The organism is Streptomyces sp. CNT372 (genome assembly GCF_000377145.1).
The window spans coordinates 88,725-104,899 of the sequence record NZ_KB897789.1 but is presented as its reverse complement, the minus strand read 5'-3'; the positions used below and the strand labels follow the sequence as shown (position 1 = coordinate 104,899).

Below are 16,175 nucleotides of genomic sequence, written 5' to 3'. Positions count from 1 at the left end.
GCCCCACGGGGGCGGCCCCGCGCGTAACCGGGGCGCGGGCGCCCGGTCCAGGAACAGGGCGTCCGTCAGGGCGATCCGGCGGCGCAGCGCAGCAGTTCATGCCTCCACCGTGGCGGAACCCGCCCCCGCACCAGCCCGGGCTGTGGACAAGGGGAGCGTTGTGGACAGCGGCGTCACCCGGGGGTCTTCGGGTCCCGTACACTTCTTACGGCGATCCGGGTCACCGGGTCGACTTCGCACGCCCCGCCACCGGTCCCTTCGCGGACGGTGGCCGCGCTCCTCGGTCCTTCTGTGGCACGGCGCGTTGGGGCGTCAGGACACAACCGAGAATCCAAGGAGATACGGCCATGGCCGTCGTCACGATGCGGGAGCTGCTGGAAAGCGGCGTCCACTTCGGTCACCAGACCCGTCGCTGGAACCCGAAGATGAAGCGCTTCATCTTCACCGAGCGCAACGGCATCTACATCATCGACCTGCTTCAGTCGCTGTCGTACATCGACCGCGCCTACGAGTTCGTCAAGGAGACCGTCGCGCACGGCGGCTCCATCATGTTCGTCGGCACGAAGAAGCAGGCCCAGGAGGCCATCGCCGAGCAGGCGACGCGCGTCGGCATGCCGTACGTCAACCAGCGCTGGCTGGGCGGCATGCTCACCAACTTCTCGACCGTCTACAAGCGTCTGCAGCGCCTCAAGGAGCTGGAGCAGATCGACTTCGACGACGTCGCCGCCTCCGGTCTCACCAAGAAGGAGCTCCTGGTCCTCTCGCGTGAGAAGGCCAAGCTGGAGAAGACCCTCGGTGGTATCCGCGAGATGCAGAAGGTGCCGAGCGCCGTCTGGATCGTCGACACCAAGAAGGAGCACATCGCCGTCGGTGAGGCGCGCAAGCTCCACATCCCGGTCGTCGCGATCCTCGACACCAACTGCGACCCCGACGAGGTCGACTACAAGATCCCGGGCAACGACGACGCGATCCGCTCCGTCACCCTGCTCACCCGCGTGATCGCCGACGCCGTCGCCGAGGGCCTCATCGCCCGCTCCGGCGCCGCCACCGGCGACTCCAAGCCGGGCGAGAAGGCCCAGGGCGAGCCGCTCGCCGAGTGGGAGCGCGACCTGCTCGAGGGTGAGAAGAAGGCCGACGACGCCGAGGCCCCCGCCGCGGAGAAGCCGGCCGAGGCCGCCGCCGAGGCTCCGGCCGCCGAGGCCCCCGCCGCCGAGGCCGAGCAGGCCTGACCCGCGGGACCGGCCCGCACGGACCGGTCGACGACGGCGGGGGCACACGATGCCCCCGCCGTCCACCCGTAGATCCGCCCGGTCCGCACGATCCACCGGGCCCGGGTCTTTCGCAGATCTCAGACCGATCTCACAGACTTCGAGAGAGAAACCCAGACTCATGGCGAACTACACCGCCGCTGACGTCAAGAAGCTCCGCGAGCTCACCGGCGCCGGCATGATGGACTGCAAGAAGGCCCTGGACGAGGCCGACGGCAACGTCGACAAGGCCGTCGAGGCGCTGCGCATCAAGGGCCAGAAGGGCGTCGCCAAGCGTGAGGGCCGCTCCGCCGAGAACGGCGCCGTGGTCTCCCTCATCGCCGACGACAACACCTCCGGTGTCATCGTCGAGCTGAAGTGCGAGACGGACTTCGTCGCCAAGGGCGAGAAGTTCCAGGCCGTGGCGAACTCCCTGGCCGCTCACGTCGCCAAGACGGCCCCGGCCGACCTGGAGGCCCTGCTCGCCTCCGAGATCGAGCCCGGCAAGACCGTCCAGGCGTACGTGGACGAGGCCAACGCCAACCTCGGCGAGAAGATCGTCCTGGACCGCTTCGCGCAGTTCACCGGCGGCTACGTGACCGCGTACATGCACCGCACCATGCCCGACCTGCCCCCGCAGATCGGTGTCCTCGTCGAGCTCGACAAGGAGAACGCCGAGGTCGCCAAGGGCGTCGCGCAGCACATCGCCGCCTTCGCGCCGAAGTACCTGTCCCGTGAGGACGTCCCGGCCGAGGTCGTCGAGTCCGAGCGCCGCGTCGCCGAGGAGACCACCCGCGCCGAGGGCAAGCCCGAGGCCGCCCTCCCGAAGATCGTCGAGGGTCGCGTCAACGGCTTCTTCAAGGAGGCCACCCTCCTCGGCCAGCCCTACGCCCTGGACAACAAGAAGACCGTCCAGCAGATCCTGGACGAGGCCGGCGTCAGCCTGAAGCGCTTCAGCCGCATCAAGGTCGGCATCTGAGTCCGTACACGACGGACACCGGACCCCGGTAGGGTCTGAGGCAGTCGTCCGCGCCCGCGCCGGACGACCGCAGATCTGACGAGGAGGCCATTGCCGTACGGGAAGCCGCAAGGACCCCAGGGCAATGGCCTTCTTCGTATGTGCACGAGGAGATCCCCATGAATCAGGGCGCCGCTACAGGCGACGACAACCACGGCAAAAAGGCCGGCCGCTTCATGCTGAAGCTGTCCGGAGAGGCGTTCTCCGGCGGCACCGGCCTGGGCGTCGACCCCGACGTCGTGCACGCCATCGCACGCGAGATCGCCGCGGTCGTCCGCGACGGCGCGGAGATCGCGATCGTGATCGGCGGCGGAAACTTCTTCCGCGGCGCCGAGCTCCAGCAGCGCGGCATGGACCGGGCGCGCTCCGACTACATGGGCATGCTGGGCACCGTCATGAACTGCCTCGCCCTCCAGGACTTCCTGGAGAAGGAGGGCATCGACTCCCGCGTCCAGACCGCCATCACCATGGGCCAGGTCGCCGAGCCGTACATCCCGCTGCGCGCCGTGCGCCACCTGGAGAAGGGCCGCGTCGTCATCTTCGGCGCCGGTATGGGCATGCCCTACTTCTCCACCGACACCACGGCCGCCCAGCGCGCCCTGGAGATCGACGCCGAGGCCCTGCTCATGGGCAAGAACGGCGTCGACGGCGTCTACGACTCCGACCCCAAGGCGAACCCCGACGCGGTCCGCTTCGACGCCCTGGAGTACGGCGAGGTCCTCTCCCGCGACCTCAAGGTCGCCGACGCCACGGCCATCACGCTCTGCCGTGACAACGCCCTGCCGATCCTCGTCTTCGAACTCCTCGCCGAGGGCAATATCGCCCGCGCGGTGAAGGGTGAGAAGATCGGCACGCTCGTGAGCGACCGCGACACCCGGGTCTGATCCCCGGGCCCCGGGGGGCGACTTCCGGGGATGGACAAAGTCCTGCCGGTCGGACACCGTGCAGGGAACACGCGACGCAGGTTCCGACGGCCCAGTGGGATGCCGGGCCCAACTCAAGACACGCAGGAGCAAGTGGTGATCGAAGAGACCCTCCTCGAGGCCGAGGAGAAGATGGAGAAGGCCGTCCTGGTCGCCAAGGACGACTTCGCCGCGATCCGTACCGGACGTGCGCACCCGGCGATGTTCAACAAGATCGTGGCGGACTACTACGGTGCCCTGACCCCGATCAACCAGCTCGCCTCGTTCTCGGTGCCCGAGCCGCGGATGGCGGTCGTCACGCCGTTCGACAAGTCCGCGCTGCGCAACATCGAGCAGGCCATCCGCGACTCCGACCTCGGCGTCAACCCGAGCAACGACGGCAACATCATCCGTGTGGTCTTCCCGGAGCTCACGCAGGACCGCCGCAAGGAGTTCATCAAGGTCGCCAAGACCAAGAGCGAGGACGCGAAGATCTCGATCCGCGCCGTCCGCCGCAAGGCCAAGGAGACCATCGACAAGTTCGTCAAGGACGGCGAGGTCGGCGAGGACGAGGGCCGGCGTGCGGAGAAGGAGCTCGACGACACCACCGCGAAGTACGTGACGCAGGTGGACGAGCTGCTCAAGCACAAGGAAGCCGAGCTGCTCGAGGTCTGATGAACGACTCTTCCTGGGGGGCCTCCGCCGGCGCGGGATACGCCGGTGCCTGGCCACCGCCCGACCAGGGGCCCCTCCCGGCGGGTCCTGCCCGCGATGGGCACGACGCACAGCAGACTCGGCCCATGCCCATCGTGCCGGACTTTCCCGACGCAGGGAGAGACGCCCAGTCCGCAAACCGCCCCGGCGGCCGTCACGGCCGCCGCGGGGGCCCCGAGGAGGGAGCCGCCCGGCTCGGCGGCCCCCTGTTCCGTGACGACGATCCGCAGGAGCCCATGTCCACCCCGCCGCCGGCCGCGCACCCGTCCCCGCCGGCCGCGCCGCGGCCCTCCGGGGGTCCGTCGCAGCCGCCGCAGGACGAGGCCCGGCAGCACGCTCAGCAGCCGCCGCCCCCGATGCCCGCGCACCCGACGGGCAAGAAGCGGGCCGGCCGGGACCTGCGGGCGGCCATAGGGGTCGGCGTCGGGCTCGGCGCCGTGATCGTGGCCTCGCTCTTCTTCGTCAAGGCCGTGTTCATCGGCGTGATAGCGGTCGCCGTCGTCGTCGGGCTGTGGGAGCTCACCACCCGCCTGGAGGAGCGCAAGCAGATCAGGGCGCCGCTGGTGCCCCTCGCCGTCGGTGGCGCGGCCATGGTGGTGGCCGGCTACCTCCGGGGGGCGGAGGGCGCCTGGGTGGCCATGGCGCTCACCGCGCTCGCCGTCCTCGTGTGGCGGATGACCCAACCGCCCGAGGGCTACCTCAAGGACGTCACGGCCGGCGTCTTCGCCGCCTTCTACGTCCCGTTCCTGGCCACCTTCGTGGCGATGATGCTCGCCGCCGACGACGGCCCGCAGCGGGTGCTCACCTTCCTGGTGCTCACCATCGTCAGCGACACCGGCGCGTACGCGGTCGGCTGGCGCTTCGGCAGGCACAAGCTCGCCCCGCGCATCAGCCCCGGGAAGACCCGCGAGGGGCTGCTCGGTGCCGTCGGCTTCGCGATGGCGGCGGGCGCGCTGTGCATGCAGTTCCTGGTGGACGGCGGCGCCTGGTGGCAGGGCCTGCTGCTGGGTCTCGCGGTGGCGGCCAGCGCGACGCTGGGCGACCTCGGCGAGTCGATGATCAAGCGCGACCTGGGCATCAAGGACATGGGCACCCTCCTCCCGGGCCACGGCGGCATCATGGACCGCCTCGACTCCCTCCTGCCGACCGCGCCCGTGGTCTGGCTGCTCCTGGTGATCTTCGTCGGCACGGGGTGACCTGCGCTTCTTCGGCTGGGGGCCCGCCGCCCACAGGGCGGCGGGCCCCCATTCTCATCTCTGCGACACTGGATGAACCATGCCTAAGCCCGGAGAACTCACTTTCGTCGCGCCCCGCGGAGCCAAGAAGCCGCCGCGGCACCTCGCCGACCTCACGCCCGCGGAGCGGAAGGAGGCCGTCGCCGCGATCGGCGAGAAGCCGTTCCGCGCCAAGCAGTTGTCGACGCACTACTTCGCCCGGTACGTGCACGACCCCGCGCAGTGGACCGACATCCCCGCCGCCGCCCGCGAAAAGCTCGCCGGGGAGCTGCTGCCCGATCTGATGTCGGTCGTCCGCCACATCTCCTGCGACGACGACACCACCCGCAAGACCCTCTGGCGGCTGCACGACGGCACGCTCGTCGAGTCCGTGCTGATGCGCTACCCGGACCGGGTCACCATGTGCATCTCCTCGCAGGCCGGCTGCGGGATGAACTGCCCGTTCTGCGCCACCGGCCAGGCCGGGCTGGACCGCAACCTGTCCACGGCCGAGATCGTGCACCAGATCGTCGACGGCATGCGTGCCCTGCGGGACGGGGAGGTCCCCGGCGGCCCCGCCCGGCTGTCGAACATCGTCTTCATGGGCATGGGCGAGCCGCTTGCCAACTACAAGCGGGTCGTCGGAGCCATCCGCCGGCTCACCGACCCCGAGCCGGACGGCCTCGGCCTCTCCCAGCGCGGGATCACCGTCTCCACCGTGGGTCTGGTGCCGGCCATGCTGCGCTTCGCCGACGAGGGCTTCAAGTGCCGTCTCGCCGTCTCCCTGCACGCCCCCGACGACGAGCTGCGCGACACCCTGGTGCCGGTGAACACCCGCTGGAAGGTCCGTGAGGTCCTCGACGCGGCCTGGGAGTACGCGGAGAAGTCCGGCCGCCGCATCTCCATCGAGTACGCGCTGATCCGGGACATCAACGACCAGGCCTGGCGCGGCGACCTCCTCGGGCGCCTCCTCAAGGGCAAGCGGGTGCACGTCAACCTGATCCCGCTCAACCCGACCCCGGGCTCCAAGTGGACCGCGTCCCGTCCCGAGGACGAGCGCGCCTTCGTCGAGGCGATCGCCGCGCACGGCGTCCCGGTCACCGTCCGGGACACCCGCGGGCAGGAGATCGACGGGGCGTGCGGGCAGCTCGCCGCCCAGGAGCGCTGAGGCCCCCGGCCGGCCGGGGCCCGGCGGAGGTGGCTGATACTGTGCGCCCTGTACGTTCGCACAGATGAACAGTGGCTGAGCGGACGACCCCGTCCGCGCCGAGCACGGTGCGGACGGCCGACAACGAAACATTCCGACAGGGGAGCGCACCACAGCGCTGAGAGTGCGGCACGGCCGCAGACCCTCGGACCTGATCCGGGTCATACCGGCGTAGGGAGTCAGCACACCATGAACAGCCAGCTTCGCCGTGCCGTCGGCACGGCCCTCGCCGCCGCCCTCGGCATCACCTCCCTCGCGGCCTGCGGCAGCGGCTCCGAGGACAGGGGCGGCGGCAACGGCGACGGGGCCGGGTCCAAGACCGTCACCCTGGTCACCCACGAGTCCTTCGCGGCCTCCGAGGCCGTCCTCGAGGAGTTCACGGAGCGGACCGGCTACACCGTGAAGATCCTCAAGAGCGGGGACGCCGGCACCGCGCTCAACAAGGAGATCCTCACCAAGGGCTCCCCGCAGGGCGACGTCTTCTTCGGCGTCGACAACACCCTGCTCTCCCGCGCCCTCGACAACGACCTGTTCACGCCCTACGAGGCGAAGGGCCTGGACCGTGTCGCGCCCGAGGTGCGGCTCGACGGGGACGAGCACCGCGTCACGCCCGTCGACACCGGTGACGTCTGCGTCAACTACGACAAGAAGTACTTCGCGGACAGGAAGCTCGCCCCGCCGAAGACCTTCGCCGACCTCGCGAAGCCCGCGTACAGGAACCTCCTGGTGGTCGAGAACGCCGCCACCTCCTCGCCCGGCCTCGGCTTCCTCCTCGGCACCGTCGGCGCCTTCGGCGAGGACGGCTGGCAGGACTACTGGAAGAAGCTGAAGGCCAACGGCGTGAAGGTCGTCGACGGCTGGGAGCAGGCGTACAACGAGGAGTTCTCCGGCTCCGCCGGCGGCAAGAAGGCTGGCGCCGACCGTCCCCTCGTCGTCTCCTACGCCTCCAGCCCGCCCGTCGAGGTCCTGTACGCGGAGCCGCAGCCGAAGGAGGCGCCCACTGGCGTCGCGACCGGGACCTGCTTCCGGCAGATCGAGTTCGCGGGCCTGCTCGACGGCGCGAAGAACGAGCAGGGCGGCAAGGCGCTCCTGGACTTCCTGGTCTCCACGACCTTCCAGGAGGACATGCCGCTCAACATGTTCGTCCACCCGGTCGTCTCCGACGCGAAGCTGCCCGAGCTGTTCACCGAGCACGGCGTGGTCGTGGACGAGCCCGAGACCGTCGCGCCCGCCACGATCGCCGGCAAGCGCGAGCAGTGGGTCCGGTCGTGGTCCTCGCTCGTCCTGAAGTAGACCCCGCCAGGGACCCGGGCCGGGGCCCGGTCCGCGAGCCCGGACCCGGGCCGGGCTCGCTCCGGGGGAGCGCGGCCCGGCTCGCGCTGATGGCCGGGCCGGTCGCGTTCTTCGCGGTCTTCTTCGCCTACCCGGTCACCGCCATCGTCGGCCGTGGCCTGCGCGCGGACGGGGCCTGGCACCTGGACCGGATCGGCGAGGTGGTCACCCGCCCGGACATCCTGTCCGTGCTGTGGTTCACCACCTGGCAGGCCCTCGCCTCCACCGCGCTCACCCTGCTGATCGCCCTCCCCGGCGCCTACGCCGTCGCCCGGCTCGACTTCCCCGGCAGACGACTGCTGCGGGCGGTGATCACCGTGCCGTTCGTGCTGCCGACGGTGGTCGTCGGCACCGCCTTCCTCGCCCTCGTCGGGCGTGGCGGGTTGCTGGACGAGCTGGCGGGCGTCCGCCTGGACACCACGGTCTGGGCGATCCTGCTGGCGCACGTCTTCTTCAACTACGCCGTCGTGGTGCGCACGGTCGGCGGGCTGTGGGCCCAGCTCGACCCCCGGCAGGAAGAGGCCGCGCGGATGCTGGGCGCCGGGCGGCTCCGGGCCTGGCGGACGGTCACGCTGCCCGCGCTGGCCCCCTCGCTGGCGGCGGCCGCGCTGATGGTCTTCCTGTTCACCTTCACCTCCTTCGGCATCGTGCAGATCCTCGGCGGGCCCACCTTCGCCACCCTGGAGGTGGAGATCTACCGGCAGACCGCCGACCTCCTCGACCTGCCGACCGCGGCCGTCCTGACCCTGGTGCAGTTCGCCGCCGTGGGCGTGGTCCTCGCCGTGCACGCGTGGACCGTCCGCCGCCGGGAGAGCGCCCTGCGGCTGGTGGACCCCGCGCGCACCGCGCACCGGCCGCGCGGCGCGGCGCAGTGGGCGCTGCTGGGGGGCGTGCTGGCGACCGTGCTGGTGCTCCTCCTCGCCCCGCTCGCCGTGCTGGTCGAGCGGTCCTTCGACACCCCCGCCGGCTACGGCCTGGACTACTACCGGGCGCTGACCGAGGTCGACTCCCGGGGCGGTGTCTTCCTCGTCCCGCCGATCGAGGCGGTCGCCAACTCCCTCTGGTACGCGCTGGCCGCGACCGCGATCTCCGTCACGGTCGGCGGGCTGGCCGCCGCCGCGCTCACCCGGCGGGCCGGACGGCTGGTTCGCGGCTTCGACGCGCTGCTGATGCTGCCCCTCGGCGTCTCCGCGGTGACCGTCGGCTTCGGCTTCCTCATCGCCCTCGACGAACCGCCGCTGGACCTGCGCGCCTCCTGGATCCTGGTGCCGCTGGCCCAGGCCCTGGTCGGGGTGCCGTTCGTGGTGCGGATCATGCTGCCGGTGCTGCGGGCCGTGGACACGCGGCTGCGGGAGGCGGCGGCGGTGCTGGGGGCGTCCCCGCTGCGCGCCTGGCGGGAGGTGGATCTGCCGCTGGTGCGGCGGGCGCTGCTGGTCGCCGCCGGCTTCGCGTTCGCCGTCTCGCTGGGCGAGTTCGGGGCGACGGTGTTCATCGCCCGCCCCGACAACCCGACCCTGCCCGTCGCCGTCGCCCGGCTGCTGGGGCGTCCCGGGGAGCTCAACTACGGGCAGGCGATGGCCCTGTCGGTGATCCTGATGGTGGTCTGCGCCGTCGCCCTGCTCCTCCTCGAACGCATCCGTTCCGACAAGACCTCCGGGGAGTTCTGATGGCGCTGCTGGAACTGGCGGACGTGACCGTGCGGTTCGGCGGGCGGACCGCGCTCGACGCGGTGGACCTGGAGGTCGCCGAGCACGAGACCGTGTGCGTCCTCGGGCCGAGCGGCAGCGGCAAGTCGACACTGCTGCGGGTGGTCGCGGGCCTCCAGCGGGCGGACGCGGGGCGGGTGCTGCTCGCCGGGGCGGACCAGGCCGGGGTCCCGGCGCACCGGCGCGGGGTGGGCCTGATGTTCCAGGACCACCAGCTCTTCCCGCAGCGGGACGTGGCCGGCAACGTGGCCTTCGGGCTGCGGATGCACGGTGTCCCCCGGGCCGAACGGGCCCGCCGGGTGGGGGAGTTGCTGGAGCTGGTGGGGCTGCCCGGTGCGCAGGGGCGGGCGGTGGCCGCGCTGTCCGGGGGCGAGCAGCAGCGGGTGGCGCTGGCGCGGGCGCTGGCCCCGGAGCCCAGGCTGCTGATGCTGGACGAGCCGCTGGGGCAGCTCGACCGGGGGCTGCGGGAGCGGCTCGTCGTCGAACTGCGCGGTCTGTTCGGGCGGCTGGGCACCACGGTGCTGGCGGTCACGCACGACCAGGGCGAGGCGTTCGCGCTCGCGGACCGGGTGGTGGTGATGCGGGACGGGCGGATCGCCCAGGCCGGGACGCCGACCGAGGTGTGGCAGCGGCCCGCCTCCGCGTTCGTGGCCCGGTTCCTCGGCTTCGACAACGTGGTGGCCGCGCGGGTGACGGGCGCGGCGGCGGCCACGCCCTGGGGCGAGGTCCCGGTCCCGAAGGAGGCGCCGCAGGGGGAGCGGACGCTGCTGGTGCGTCCCTCGGGTGTCCGGCTGACCGGTCCGGCGGCCGGGCTCCCGGCCGCGGTCGAGGCACGGACCTTCCGCGGCAGCCGCGTCGCCGTCCGCCTCCGCCCGGAGACCGGTCCCGTGCTGGAGGCCGAGTGCACCCTGCGCGACGCCCCGGCGGAGGGCGCGGTGGTGGGGGTCCGTTTCGACCCGGAGGACGTGGTGGTCCTCGACCACGGGTGAGCCGGCCCGAGCCCCGGCACACACGCGCCCCGGCCGCCGGTGGCGAGACCGGGGCCGGGGCGCGGGATCGGGGGGCGAGGACGAGCGCGGGCGGTCAGCCCGTCAACGGCGCCGCGGCGAGGGCGGCGACCGCCCAGGTCAGAGGGACGAACAGCAGGAGCAGCGCGCCCACCCGGACCGCCGCCGCACGGCGCAGCGCCGTCGGGGAGGCGCCCATCCGCAGCAGCGCGGCGTTGGTCGCCTCCCGTGACCGGCGCGCTTCGAGGGCCGCCGTGAGCAGCGTCGCGCCGGTGCAGGCGGCGACGAGGACCGCGCCGAGGACGGTCAGCGGCCCCCAGGGACTCCCGGGCCCGCCGTAGACCGTCGCCGCGGCCAGCCCCGCCGAGGCCACCGCGCACACCACGCCCAGCGGGCGGCCGATGCGGCGGGCCTCCGACATCAGGATCCTGCCCGCGAGCAGCCGGGTCGCACCGGGCCGGAAGGCCTGGAGGAACCGCCCGCACAGATGGGTCAGGGCCGGCCCGGCGAGCCAGAGCCCGAGCGCGGTCAGGCACCAGCCGCCCAGGACCGCTGCGGGCAGGTTCTCGGCCTGTCCGGGCAGCGGAACGGTCCGCCCGCCCGGCCGCCCGCCCGCGTACGCCTCGACGGCGAGCCCGGCGGCGACCAGCGCCACACCCCAGGGCAGCCCGGCCGGCGCGGTCGGCGGCGCCTCCCGGACCGCGTCCCCGGTGTCCTCGGCCTCCCCGGGGGCCGACGCGCCCCCGCCGCCGGGCCGCAGGGCGAGCGCCGCCGCGCCCGAGGCGGTCAGCGGGACGAGCGCCAGCAGGAGCAGCGCGGCCCCCAGCGGAAGCGATTCGCCCGCGGCGAGCAGGTCGGCGGCCGCCCCGTCGAACGGCAGCCCCGTCAGATCGCCCCGCAGATGCAGGAAGAAGAGCAGGGCCACCGCGCTGCCGAGGGTCGCGGCCACGGCGGTGGTCGCCGCCGCGACCGCCGTGAGCCGTGCCGGGCCCAGCCCGACCGAGGAGAGTCCGGGCCGCGGCCGGGTCCCCGGGTCGGTGCGGGCGACGGCGACGGCGAAGTACACCGTCGCGGCGAGCGGGACGAGGCACCACAGCAGGCGCAGGGCCGCCCCCGGGTCGCCGGGGTGGGCGAGGGCGTACGCCAGCGCGCACAGCAGCAGGAAGCCCACGCCCGCCGACGCGGCGGCGACCATCAGCCGCCGCAGCTGGACGAGGGCGTGCGCGCCCCGGGCTAGACGGAGAGCGAGCACGCGGCCCGGCCCTCCGCCTCGTCGGCCGGGGTGAGGCCGGCGCGCCGCCCGTCGGCCAGGGTGATCACCCGGTCCGCGAGCCCGGCCGTCTCCGCGTCGTGGGTGGCGAGCACCATGGTGATGCCGTGCGACCGGGCGGCGGCGGTGACGGTCCGCAGGACATGGGCGGCGTCGGCGGAGTGCAGCGCCGCGGCCGGCTCGTCGGCGAAGAGCACGGCGGGTGTGGCCACCAGGGCCCGGGCCACCGCGACCCGCTGCTGCTCGGCCCGGACCAGGGCGTGCGGGCGCTTCTTGGCGACGGCGCCGATGTCGAGCCGGTCCATCCACTCCAGGGCGGCCGCCCGGGCTGCCCGACGGGAGTCGCCGCGCAGCAGCAGCGGCAGGGCCGCGTTCTCCCATGCCTTCAGTTCGGGGACGAGGACCGGTTCGGGGTCGATCCAGCCGAAGCGGTCGCGGCGCAGCCGCTCCCGGTGGAGCGGGGCCATGGTGTGCACGGGGGAGCTGTTGAACCACACCTCGCCCTGCTGCGGGACGAGTTGGCCGGACAGGCACTTCAGCAGGGTCGTCTTGCCGCTGCCGCGAGCGCCGTGCACGGCGAGGATCTCGCTCTCGCGCACCCCGAGCGAGACGCCGACGAGCGCCGGCGAGCCGCGGTGGGCGTGGTGCAGGGAGCGAGCCCAGATCACATCGTTGTCCGGCGGGGCCACCATCGCGTACTCCTCGGTTCTCATCAGATTTCCGGCCCCCCGTACGGGGGAACGAAGACAGGTCCGATGGGTCACTGGGCACGCTAGGGAGTCGCCGCCGGGGTCCGGGGAAGCACGCGGCCCGGGGGCCGTCCATCTCACTCGGATGGACGGCCCCCGGGCCGTGGCGGGGCGCCGGAGCCGGGGAGGGTGTGCTCCGGGCCCGGGTCCCCGGGGAGACCGGGAAGGTCTTGAGGGGGACCGGGGGGTGGTCCGCCCGCGCCGGCGGGGCCGCGCCGGCGCGGGCGGACGCCGTGGTGGGCGTGGTCGGCCGGGCGCGGGGCCCGGGCCGCGGCCGGGTCAGAGCTTGGTCCACGCCTCCGTCAGGACCCCGCGCAGGATCTGCTCGATCTCGTCGAAGGTCGACTGGTCGGAGATCAGGGGCGGGGCGAGCTGGATCACCGGGTCGCCGCGGTCGTCGGCGCGGCAGTACAGGCCGGCGTCGAAGAGGGCCTTGGAGAGGAAGCCGTACAGGACGCGCTCGGTCTCCTCGTCGGTGAAGGACTCCTTGGTGGTCTTGTCCTTGACCAGTTCGATGCCGTAGAAGTACCCGTTGCCGCGGACGTCGCCGACGATCGGGAGGTCGTACAGCTTCTCCAGGGTGGCCCGGAAGGCGTCCTCGTTGTCGAGGACGTGCTGGTTGAGGCCCTCCTTCTCGAACAGGTCGAGGTTGGCCAGGCCGACGGCGGCGGAGACGGGGTGGCCGCCGAAGGTGTAGCCGTGCAGGAAGGTGTTGTCGCCCTTGTAGAACGGCTCGGCGAGGCGGTCGGAGATGATGCAGGCGCCGATCGGGGAGTAGCCCGAGGTCATGCCCTTGGCGCAGGTGATCATGTCCGGTACGTAGCCGAACTTCTGGCAGCCGAAGACGGTGCCGAGGCGGCCGAAGGCGCAGATGACCTCGTCGGAGACGAGGAGCACGTCGTACTCGTCGCAGATCTCGCGGACCCGCTGGAAGTAGCCGGGCGGGGGCGGGAAGCAGCCGCCCGCGTTCTGCACGGGCTCCAGGAAGACCGCTGCGACGGTCTCGGGGCCCTCGAAGAGGATCTGCTGCTCGATCTGGTCGGCGGCCCAGCGGCCGAAGGCCTCGGGGTCGTCGCCGAAGAGCGGGGCGCGGTAGATGTTGGTGTTCGGCACCTTGTGCGCGCCGGGGACCAGCGGCTCGAAGGGGGCCTTCAGGCCGGGGAGGCCGGTGATGGAGAGGGCGCCCTGCGGGGTGCCGTGGTAGGCGACCGCGCGGGAGATGACCTTGTACTTGGTCGGCTTGCCCTTGAGCTTGAAGTACTGCTTGGCAAGCTTCCAGGCGGTCTCGACCGCCTCGCCGCCGCCGGTGGTGAAGAAGACCTTGTTGAGGTCGCCCGGCGCGTGGTGGGCGAGGCGCTCGGCCAGCTCGACGGCCTTGGGGTGGGCGTAGGACCAGACCGGGAAGAAGGCCAGCTCCTGGGCCTGCTTGTAGGCCGTCTCGGCGAGCTCGTGGCGGCCGTGGCCGGCCTGGACGACGAAGAGGCCGGCGAGGCCGTCGAGGTAGCGCTTGCCCTTGTCGTCGAAGATGTAGGTGCCCTCACCGCGCACGATGGTGGGGACGGGGGCGTTCTCGTACGACGACATGCGGGTGAAGTGCATCCACAGGTGGTCGTAGGCGGACTTTGAGAGGTCGCTGAGGTCCTGGCTCACGGCTATCGGGTTCCCCACATGTAGGTCTGCTTCTTGAGCTTGAGGTAGACGAAGCTCTGGGTGGAGCGCACGCCGGGGAGCGCGCGGATCCGCTTGTTGATCACTTCGAGCAGGTGGTCGTCGTCCTCGCAGACGATCTCGACCATCAGATCGAACGAGCCCGCGGTCATCACCACGTACTCGCATTCGGCCATGGCCGTGAGCGCGTCGGCGACCGGGTCGAGGTCTCCCTCGACGGTGATGCCGACCATCGCCTGCCGTCGCAGACCCACGGTGAGAGGGTCGGTGACGGCGACGATCTGCATCACGCCCTGGTCGAGCAGCTTCTGGACGCGCTGCCGGACGGCCGCCTCGGAAAGGCCCACGGCCTTGCCTATCGCGGCGTACGGACGGCGACCGTCCTCCTGGAGCTGTTCGATGATCGCGAGGGAGACGGCGTCGATCGTCGGCGACGATCCGCTGCCGGTCCCGTTCCTGGAGTCTGCGCTACGGCTGGCCACGACCTCACTCTGCACCGGGACTCGTCGGTCTCGCAACCCCGAACCGATGAAATTCGTTGAATCGTGCTCTCGATCTGACTGAATCCGAAGTCGGGGAGGGGTGGGCCTGTTGAAAACGTCGGGACTCGGATTAGGGTGGGTGTGTCTCACCCATCGGACATCTCACAGGAGGGGTGGCAACAGTGACCACCGAGCTGCGTCGTCTGCGCAACTACATCAACGGGGAGTTCAAGGACGCCGCCGACGGCCGGACCATCGACGTCGTCAACCCCGTCACCGGGGAGGCGTACGCCACCTCGCCGCTGTCCGGTCAGGCCGACGTGGACGCGGCCATGGAGGCCGCCGCCGCCGCCTTCCCCGCGTGGCGCGACACGACCCCCGCCGAGCGCCAGAAGGTCCTGCTGAAGATCGCGGACGCCTTCGAGGAGCGCGCCGAGGACCTGATCGCGGCCGAGTCGGAGAACACCGGCAAGCCGCTGGAGCTGACCCGCACCGAGGAGATCCCTCCGATGGTGGACCAGATCCGGTTCTTCGCGGGTGCCGCGCGGATGCTGGAGGGCCGCTCGGCGGGCGAGTACATGGAGGGCCTGACCTCGATCGTCCGCCGTGAGCCGGTGGGCGTCTGCGCGCAGGTCGCGCCGTGGAACTACCCGATGATGATGGCCGTGTGGAAGTTCGCGCCGGCGCTGGCGGCGGGCAACACCGTCGTGCTGAAGCCGTCCGACACCACCCCGGCCTCCACCGTGCTGATCGCCGAGATCATCGGCGCCATCGCGCCCAAGGGCGTCTTCAACGTGGTCTGCGGCGACCGCGACACCGGCCGCCTGATGGTCGAGCACCCGACCCCGGCGATGGCCTCCATCACCGGTTCGGTACGCGCCGGCATCCAGGTCGCCGCCTCGGCCGCCAAGGACGTCAAGCGCGTCCACCTGGAGCTGGGCGGCAAGGCCCCGGTCGTCGTCTTCGAGGACACCGACATCCCCAAGGCCGTCGAGGACATCTCGGTGGCGGGCTTCTTCAACGCCGGCCAGGACTGTACGGCTGCCACCCGGGTCCTGGTGCAGGAGTCCATCCACGACGAGTTCGTGGCCGCCCTCGCCAAGGCCGCCGCCGAGACCAAGACCGGCGCCCCGGACGACGAGGACGTGCTCTACGGCCCGCTGAACAACGCCAACCAGCTCGACCAGGTCTCCGGCTTCGTGGACCGCCTCCCGGCCCACGCCAAGGTCGAGGCGGGCGGCCACCGGGTCGGCGACAAGGGCTACTTCTACGCCCCGACCGTCGTCTCCGGCCTCAAGCAGGACGACGAGATCATCCAGAACGAGGTCTTCGGCCCGGTCATCACCGTCCAGTCCTTCACGGACGAGGCGCAGGCCCTGGAGTGGGCGAACGGCGTCGAGTACGCGCTCGCCTCGTCCGTGTGGACGAAGGACCACGCGCGGGCGATGCGGATGTCGAAGGCGCTGGACTTCGGCTGCGTCTGGATCAACACGCACATCCCGCTGGTCGCGGAGATGCCGCACGGCGGCTTCAAGAAGTCCGGCTACGGCAAGGACCTCTCCGCGTACGGCTTCGACGACTACACGCGCGTCAAGCACGTGATGACGTCCCTGGACGCGTGAGCCGCCGGCCGGCGGCGGTGTGAGGGGCCCGGGGAGC

Annotated in this window: 14 protein-coding genes and 1 riboswitch; of the genes, 10 read left to right on the top strand and 4 right to left on the bottom strand. The window is 71.9% G+C overall.

The genetic code is table 11. The annotated features are described in order from the left end of the window. The first annotated feature begins 347 nt into the window (after positions 1–347). From rpsB to C593_RS0124605, 9 genes are all read left to right on the top strand, one after another. Entirely contained in the window at positions 348–1,229 is an 882-nt protein-coding gene (gene rpsB, locus C593_RS0124645) for a 30S ribosomal protein S2 (protein ID WP_018850003.1), read from the top strand. Positions 1,230–1,389: 160 nt separating this feature from the next. Further along, positions 1,390–2,226 (top strand): translation elongation factor Ts, encoded by an 837-nt coding sequence (gene tsf / locus C593_RS0124640; protein ID WP_018850002.1) that lies wholly within the window; start codon positions 1,390–1,392, stop codon positions 2,224–2,226. Between the two features lie 158 nt (positions 2,227–2,384). Next, complete coding sequence (gene pyrH / locus C593_RS0124635; protein WP_026278044.1) at positions 2,385–3,149, top strand: UMP kinase; 765 nt, start codon at positions 2,385–2,387, stop codon at positions 3,147–3,149. Between the two features lie 135 nt (positions 3,150–3,284). After that, positions 3,285–3,842, top strand: a complete 558-nt coding sequence (gene frr, locus C593_RS0124630; protein ID WP_018850000.1) for a ribosome recycling factor — start codon at positions 3,285–3,287, stop codon at positions 3,840–3,842. Further along, positions 3,842–5,077, top strand: a complete 1,236-nt coding sequence (locus C593_RS0124625) for a phosphatidate cytidylyltransferase (RefSeq protein WP_026278043.1) — start codon at positions 3,842–3,844, stop codon at positions 5,075–5,077. The genes frr and C593_RS0124625 overlap by 1 nt, the downstream gene beginning before the upstream one ends. A 79-nt stretch (positions 5,078–5,156) precedes the next feature. After that, on the top strand, positions 5,157–6,263 hold the full coding sequence (gene rlmN / locus C593_RS0124620) for a dual-specificity RNA methyltransferase RlmN (protein WP_018849998.1): 1,107 nt from the start codon (positions 5,157–5,159) through the stop codon (positions 6,261–6,263). 128 nt (positions 6,264–6,391) lie between these two features. Continuing rightward, a riboswitch (TPP riboswitch) is annotated at positions 6,392–6,497 on the top strand. Then, the gene (locus tag C593_RS0124615; protein ID WP_018849997.1) at positions 6,492–7,595 is read left to right on the top strand and encodes a thiamine ABC transporter substrate-binding protein; all 1,104 of its coding nucleotides are present in this window, start codon (positions 6,492–6,494) and stop codon (positions 7,593–7,595) included. It overlaps the preceding riboswitch by 6 nt. Before the next feature lie 89 nt (positions 7,596–7,684). Continuing rightward, positions 7,685–9,301, top strand: a complete 1,617-nt coding sequence (locus C593_RS0124610; RefSeq protein ID WP_018849996.1) for an ABC transporter permease — start codon at positions 7,685–7,687, stop codon at positions 9,299–9,301. Then, entirely contained in the window at positions 9,301–10,329 is a 1,029-nt protein-coding gene (locus C593_RS0124605; protein WP_018849995.1) for an ABC transporter ATP-binding protein, read from the top strand. Before C593_RS0124610 ends, C593_RS0124605 begins: the two co-directional genes overlap by 1 nt. 94 nt (positions 10,330–10,423) lie before the next feature. Here C593_RS0124605 and C593_RS0124600 read toward each other — a convergent pair whose 3' ends face one another. The 4 genes from C593_RS0124600 to C593_RS0124585 form a co-directional block, all read right to left on the bottom strand. Beyond that, positions 10,424–11,599, bottom strand: coding sequence for a hypothetical protein (locus tag C593_RS0124600; RefSeq protein WP_018849994.1), 1,176 nt, complete (start codon positions 11,597–11,599; stop codon positions 10,424–10,426). After that, positions 11,581–12,330 (bottom strand): ATP-binding cassette domain-containing protein, encoded by a 750-nt coding sequence (locus C593_RS0124595; RefSeq protein ID WP_018849993.1) that lies wholly within the window; start codon positions 12,328–12,330, stop codon positions 11,581–11,583. The genes C593_RS0124600 and C593_RS0124595 overlap by 19 nt, the downstream gene beginning before the upstream one ends. A 315-nt stretch (positions 12,331–12,645) precedes the next feature. Continuing rightward, positions 12,646–14,034: an aspartate aminotransferase family protein gene (locus tag C593_RS0124590; RefSeq protein WP_078521857.1), complete on the bottom strand. Its 1,389-nt coding sequence runs from the start codon at positions 14,032–14,034 to the stop codon at positions 12,646–12,648. Beyond that, a complete protein-coding gene (locus C593_RS0124585; RefSeq protein WP_026278041.1) occupies positions 14,019–14,516 on the bottom strand; it encodes an Lrp/AsnC family transcriptional regulator in 498 nt (165 codons plus the stop codon). The genes C593_RS0124590 and C593_RS0124585 overlap by 16 nt, the downstream gene beginning before the upstream one ends. A gap of 182 nt (positions 14,517–14,698) precedes the next feature. On the opposite strand from C593_RS0124585, the gene C593_RS0124580 reads away from it, so the two are divergent. After that, entirely contained in the window at positions 14,699–16,138 is a 1,440-nt protein-coding gene (locus tag C593_RS0124580) for a gamma-aminobutyraldehyde dehydrogenase (RefSeq protein ID WP_018849990.1), read from the top strand. The last annotated feature ends 37 nt before the right edge of the window (positions 16,139–16,175 follow it).

Bases quoted from the DNA above. Each gene is read 5' to 3' on its own strand.
- C593_RS0124595 (WP_018849993.1), bottom strand. From the start codon at position 12,330: ATGAGAACCGAGGAGTACGCGATGGTGGCCCCGCCGGACAACGATGTG.
- rlmN (WP_018849998.1), top strand. From the start codon at position 5,157: ATGCCTAAGCCCGGAGAACTCACTTTCGTCGCGCCCCGCGGAGCCAAG.
- C593_RS0124610 (WP_018849996.1), top strand. From the start codon at position 7,685: ATGGCCGGGCCGGTCGCGTTCTTCGCGGTCTTCTTCGCCTACCCGGTC.
- C593_RS0124625 (WP_026278043.1), top strand. From the start codon at position 3,842: ATGAACGACTCTTCCTGGGGGGCCTCCGCCGGCGCGGGATACGCCGGT.
- rpsB (WP_018850003.1), top strand. From the start codon at position 348: ATGGCCGTCGTCACGATGCGGGAGCTGCTGGAAAGCGGCGTCCACTTC.
- C593_RS0124615 (WP_018849997.1), top strand. From the start codon at position 6,492: ATGAACAGCCAGCTTCGCCGTGCCGTCGGCACGGCCCTCGCCGCCGCC.
- C593_RS0124605 (WP_018849995.1), top strand. From the start codon at position 9,301: ATGGCGCTGCTGGAACTGGCGGACGTGACCGTGCGGTTCGGCGGGCGG.
- pyrH (WP_026278044.1), top strand. From the start codon at position 2,385: ATGAATCAGGGCGCCGCTACAGGCGACGACAACCACGGCAAAAAGGCC.
- tsf (WP_018850002.1), top strand. From the start codon at position 1,390: ATGGCGAACTACACCGCCGCTGACGTCAAGAAGCTCCGCGAGCTCACC.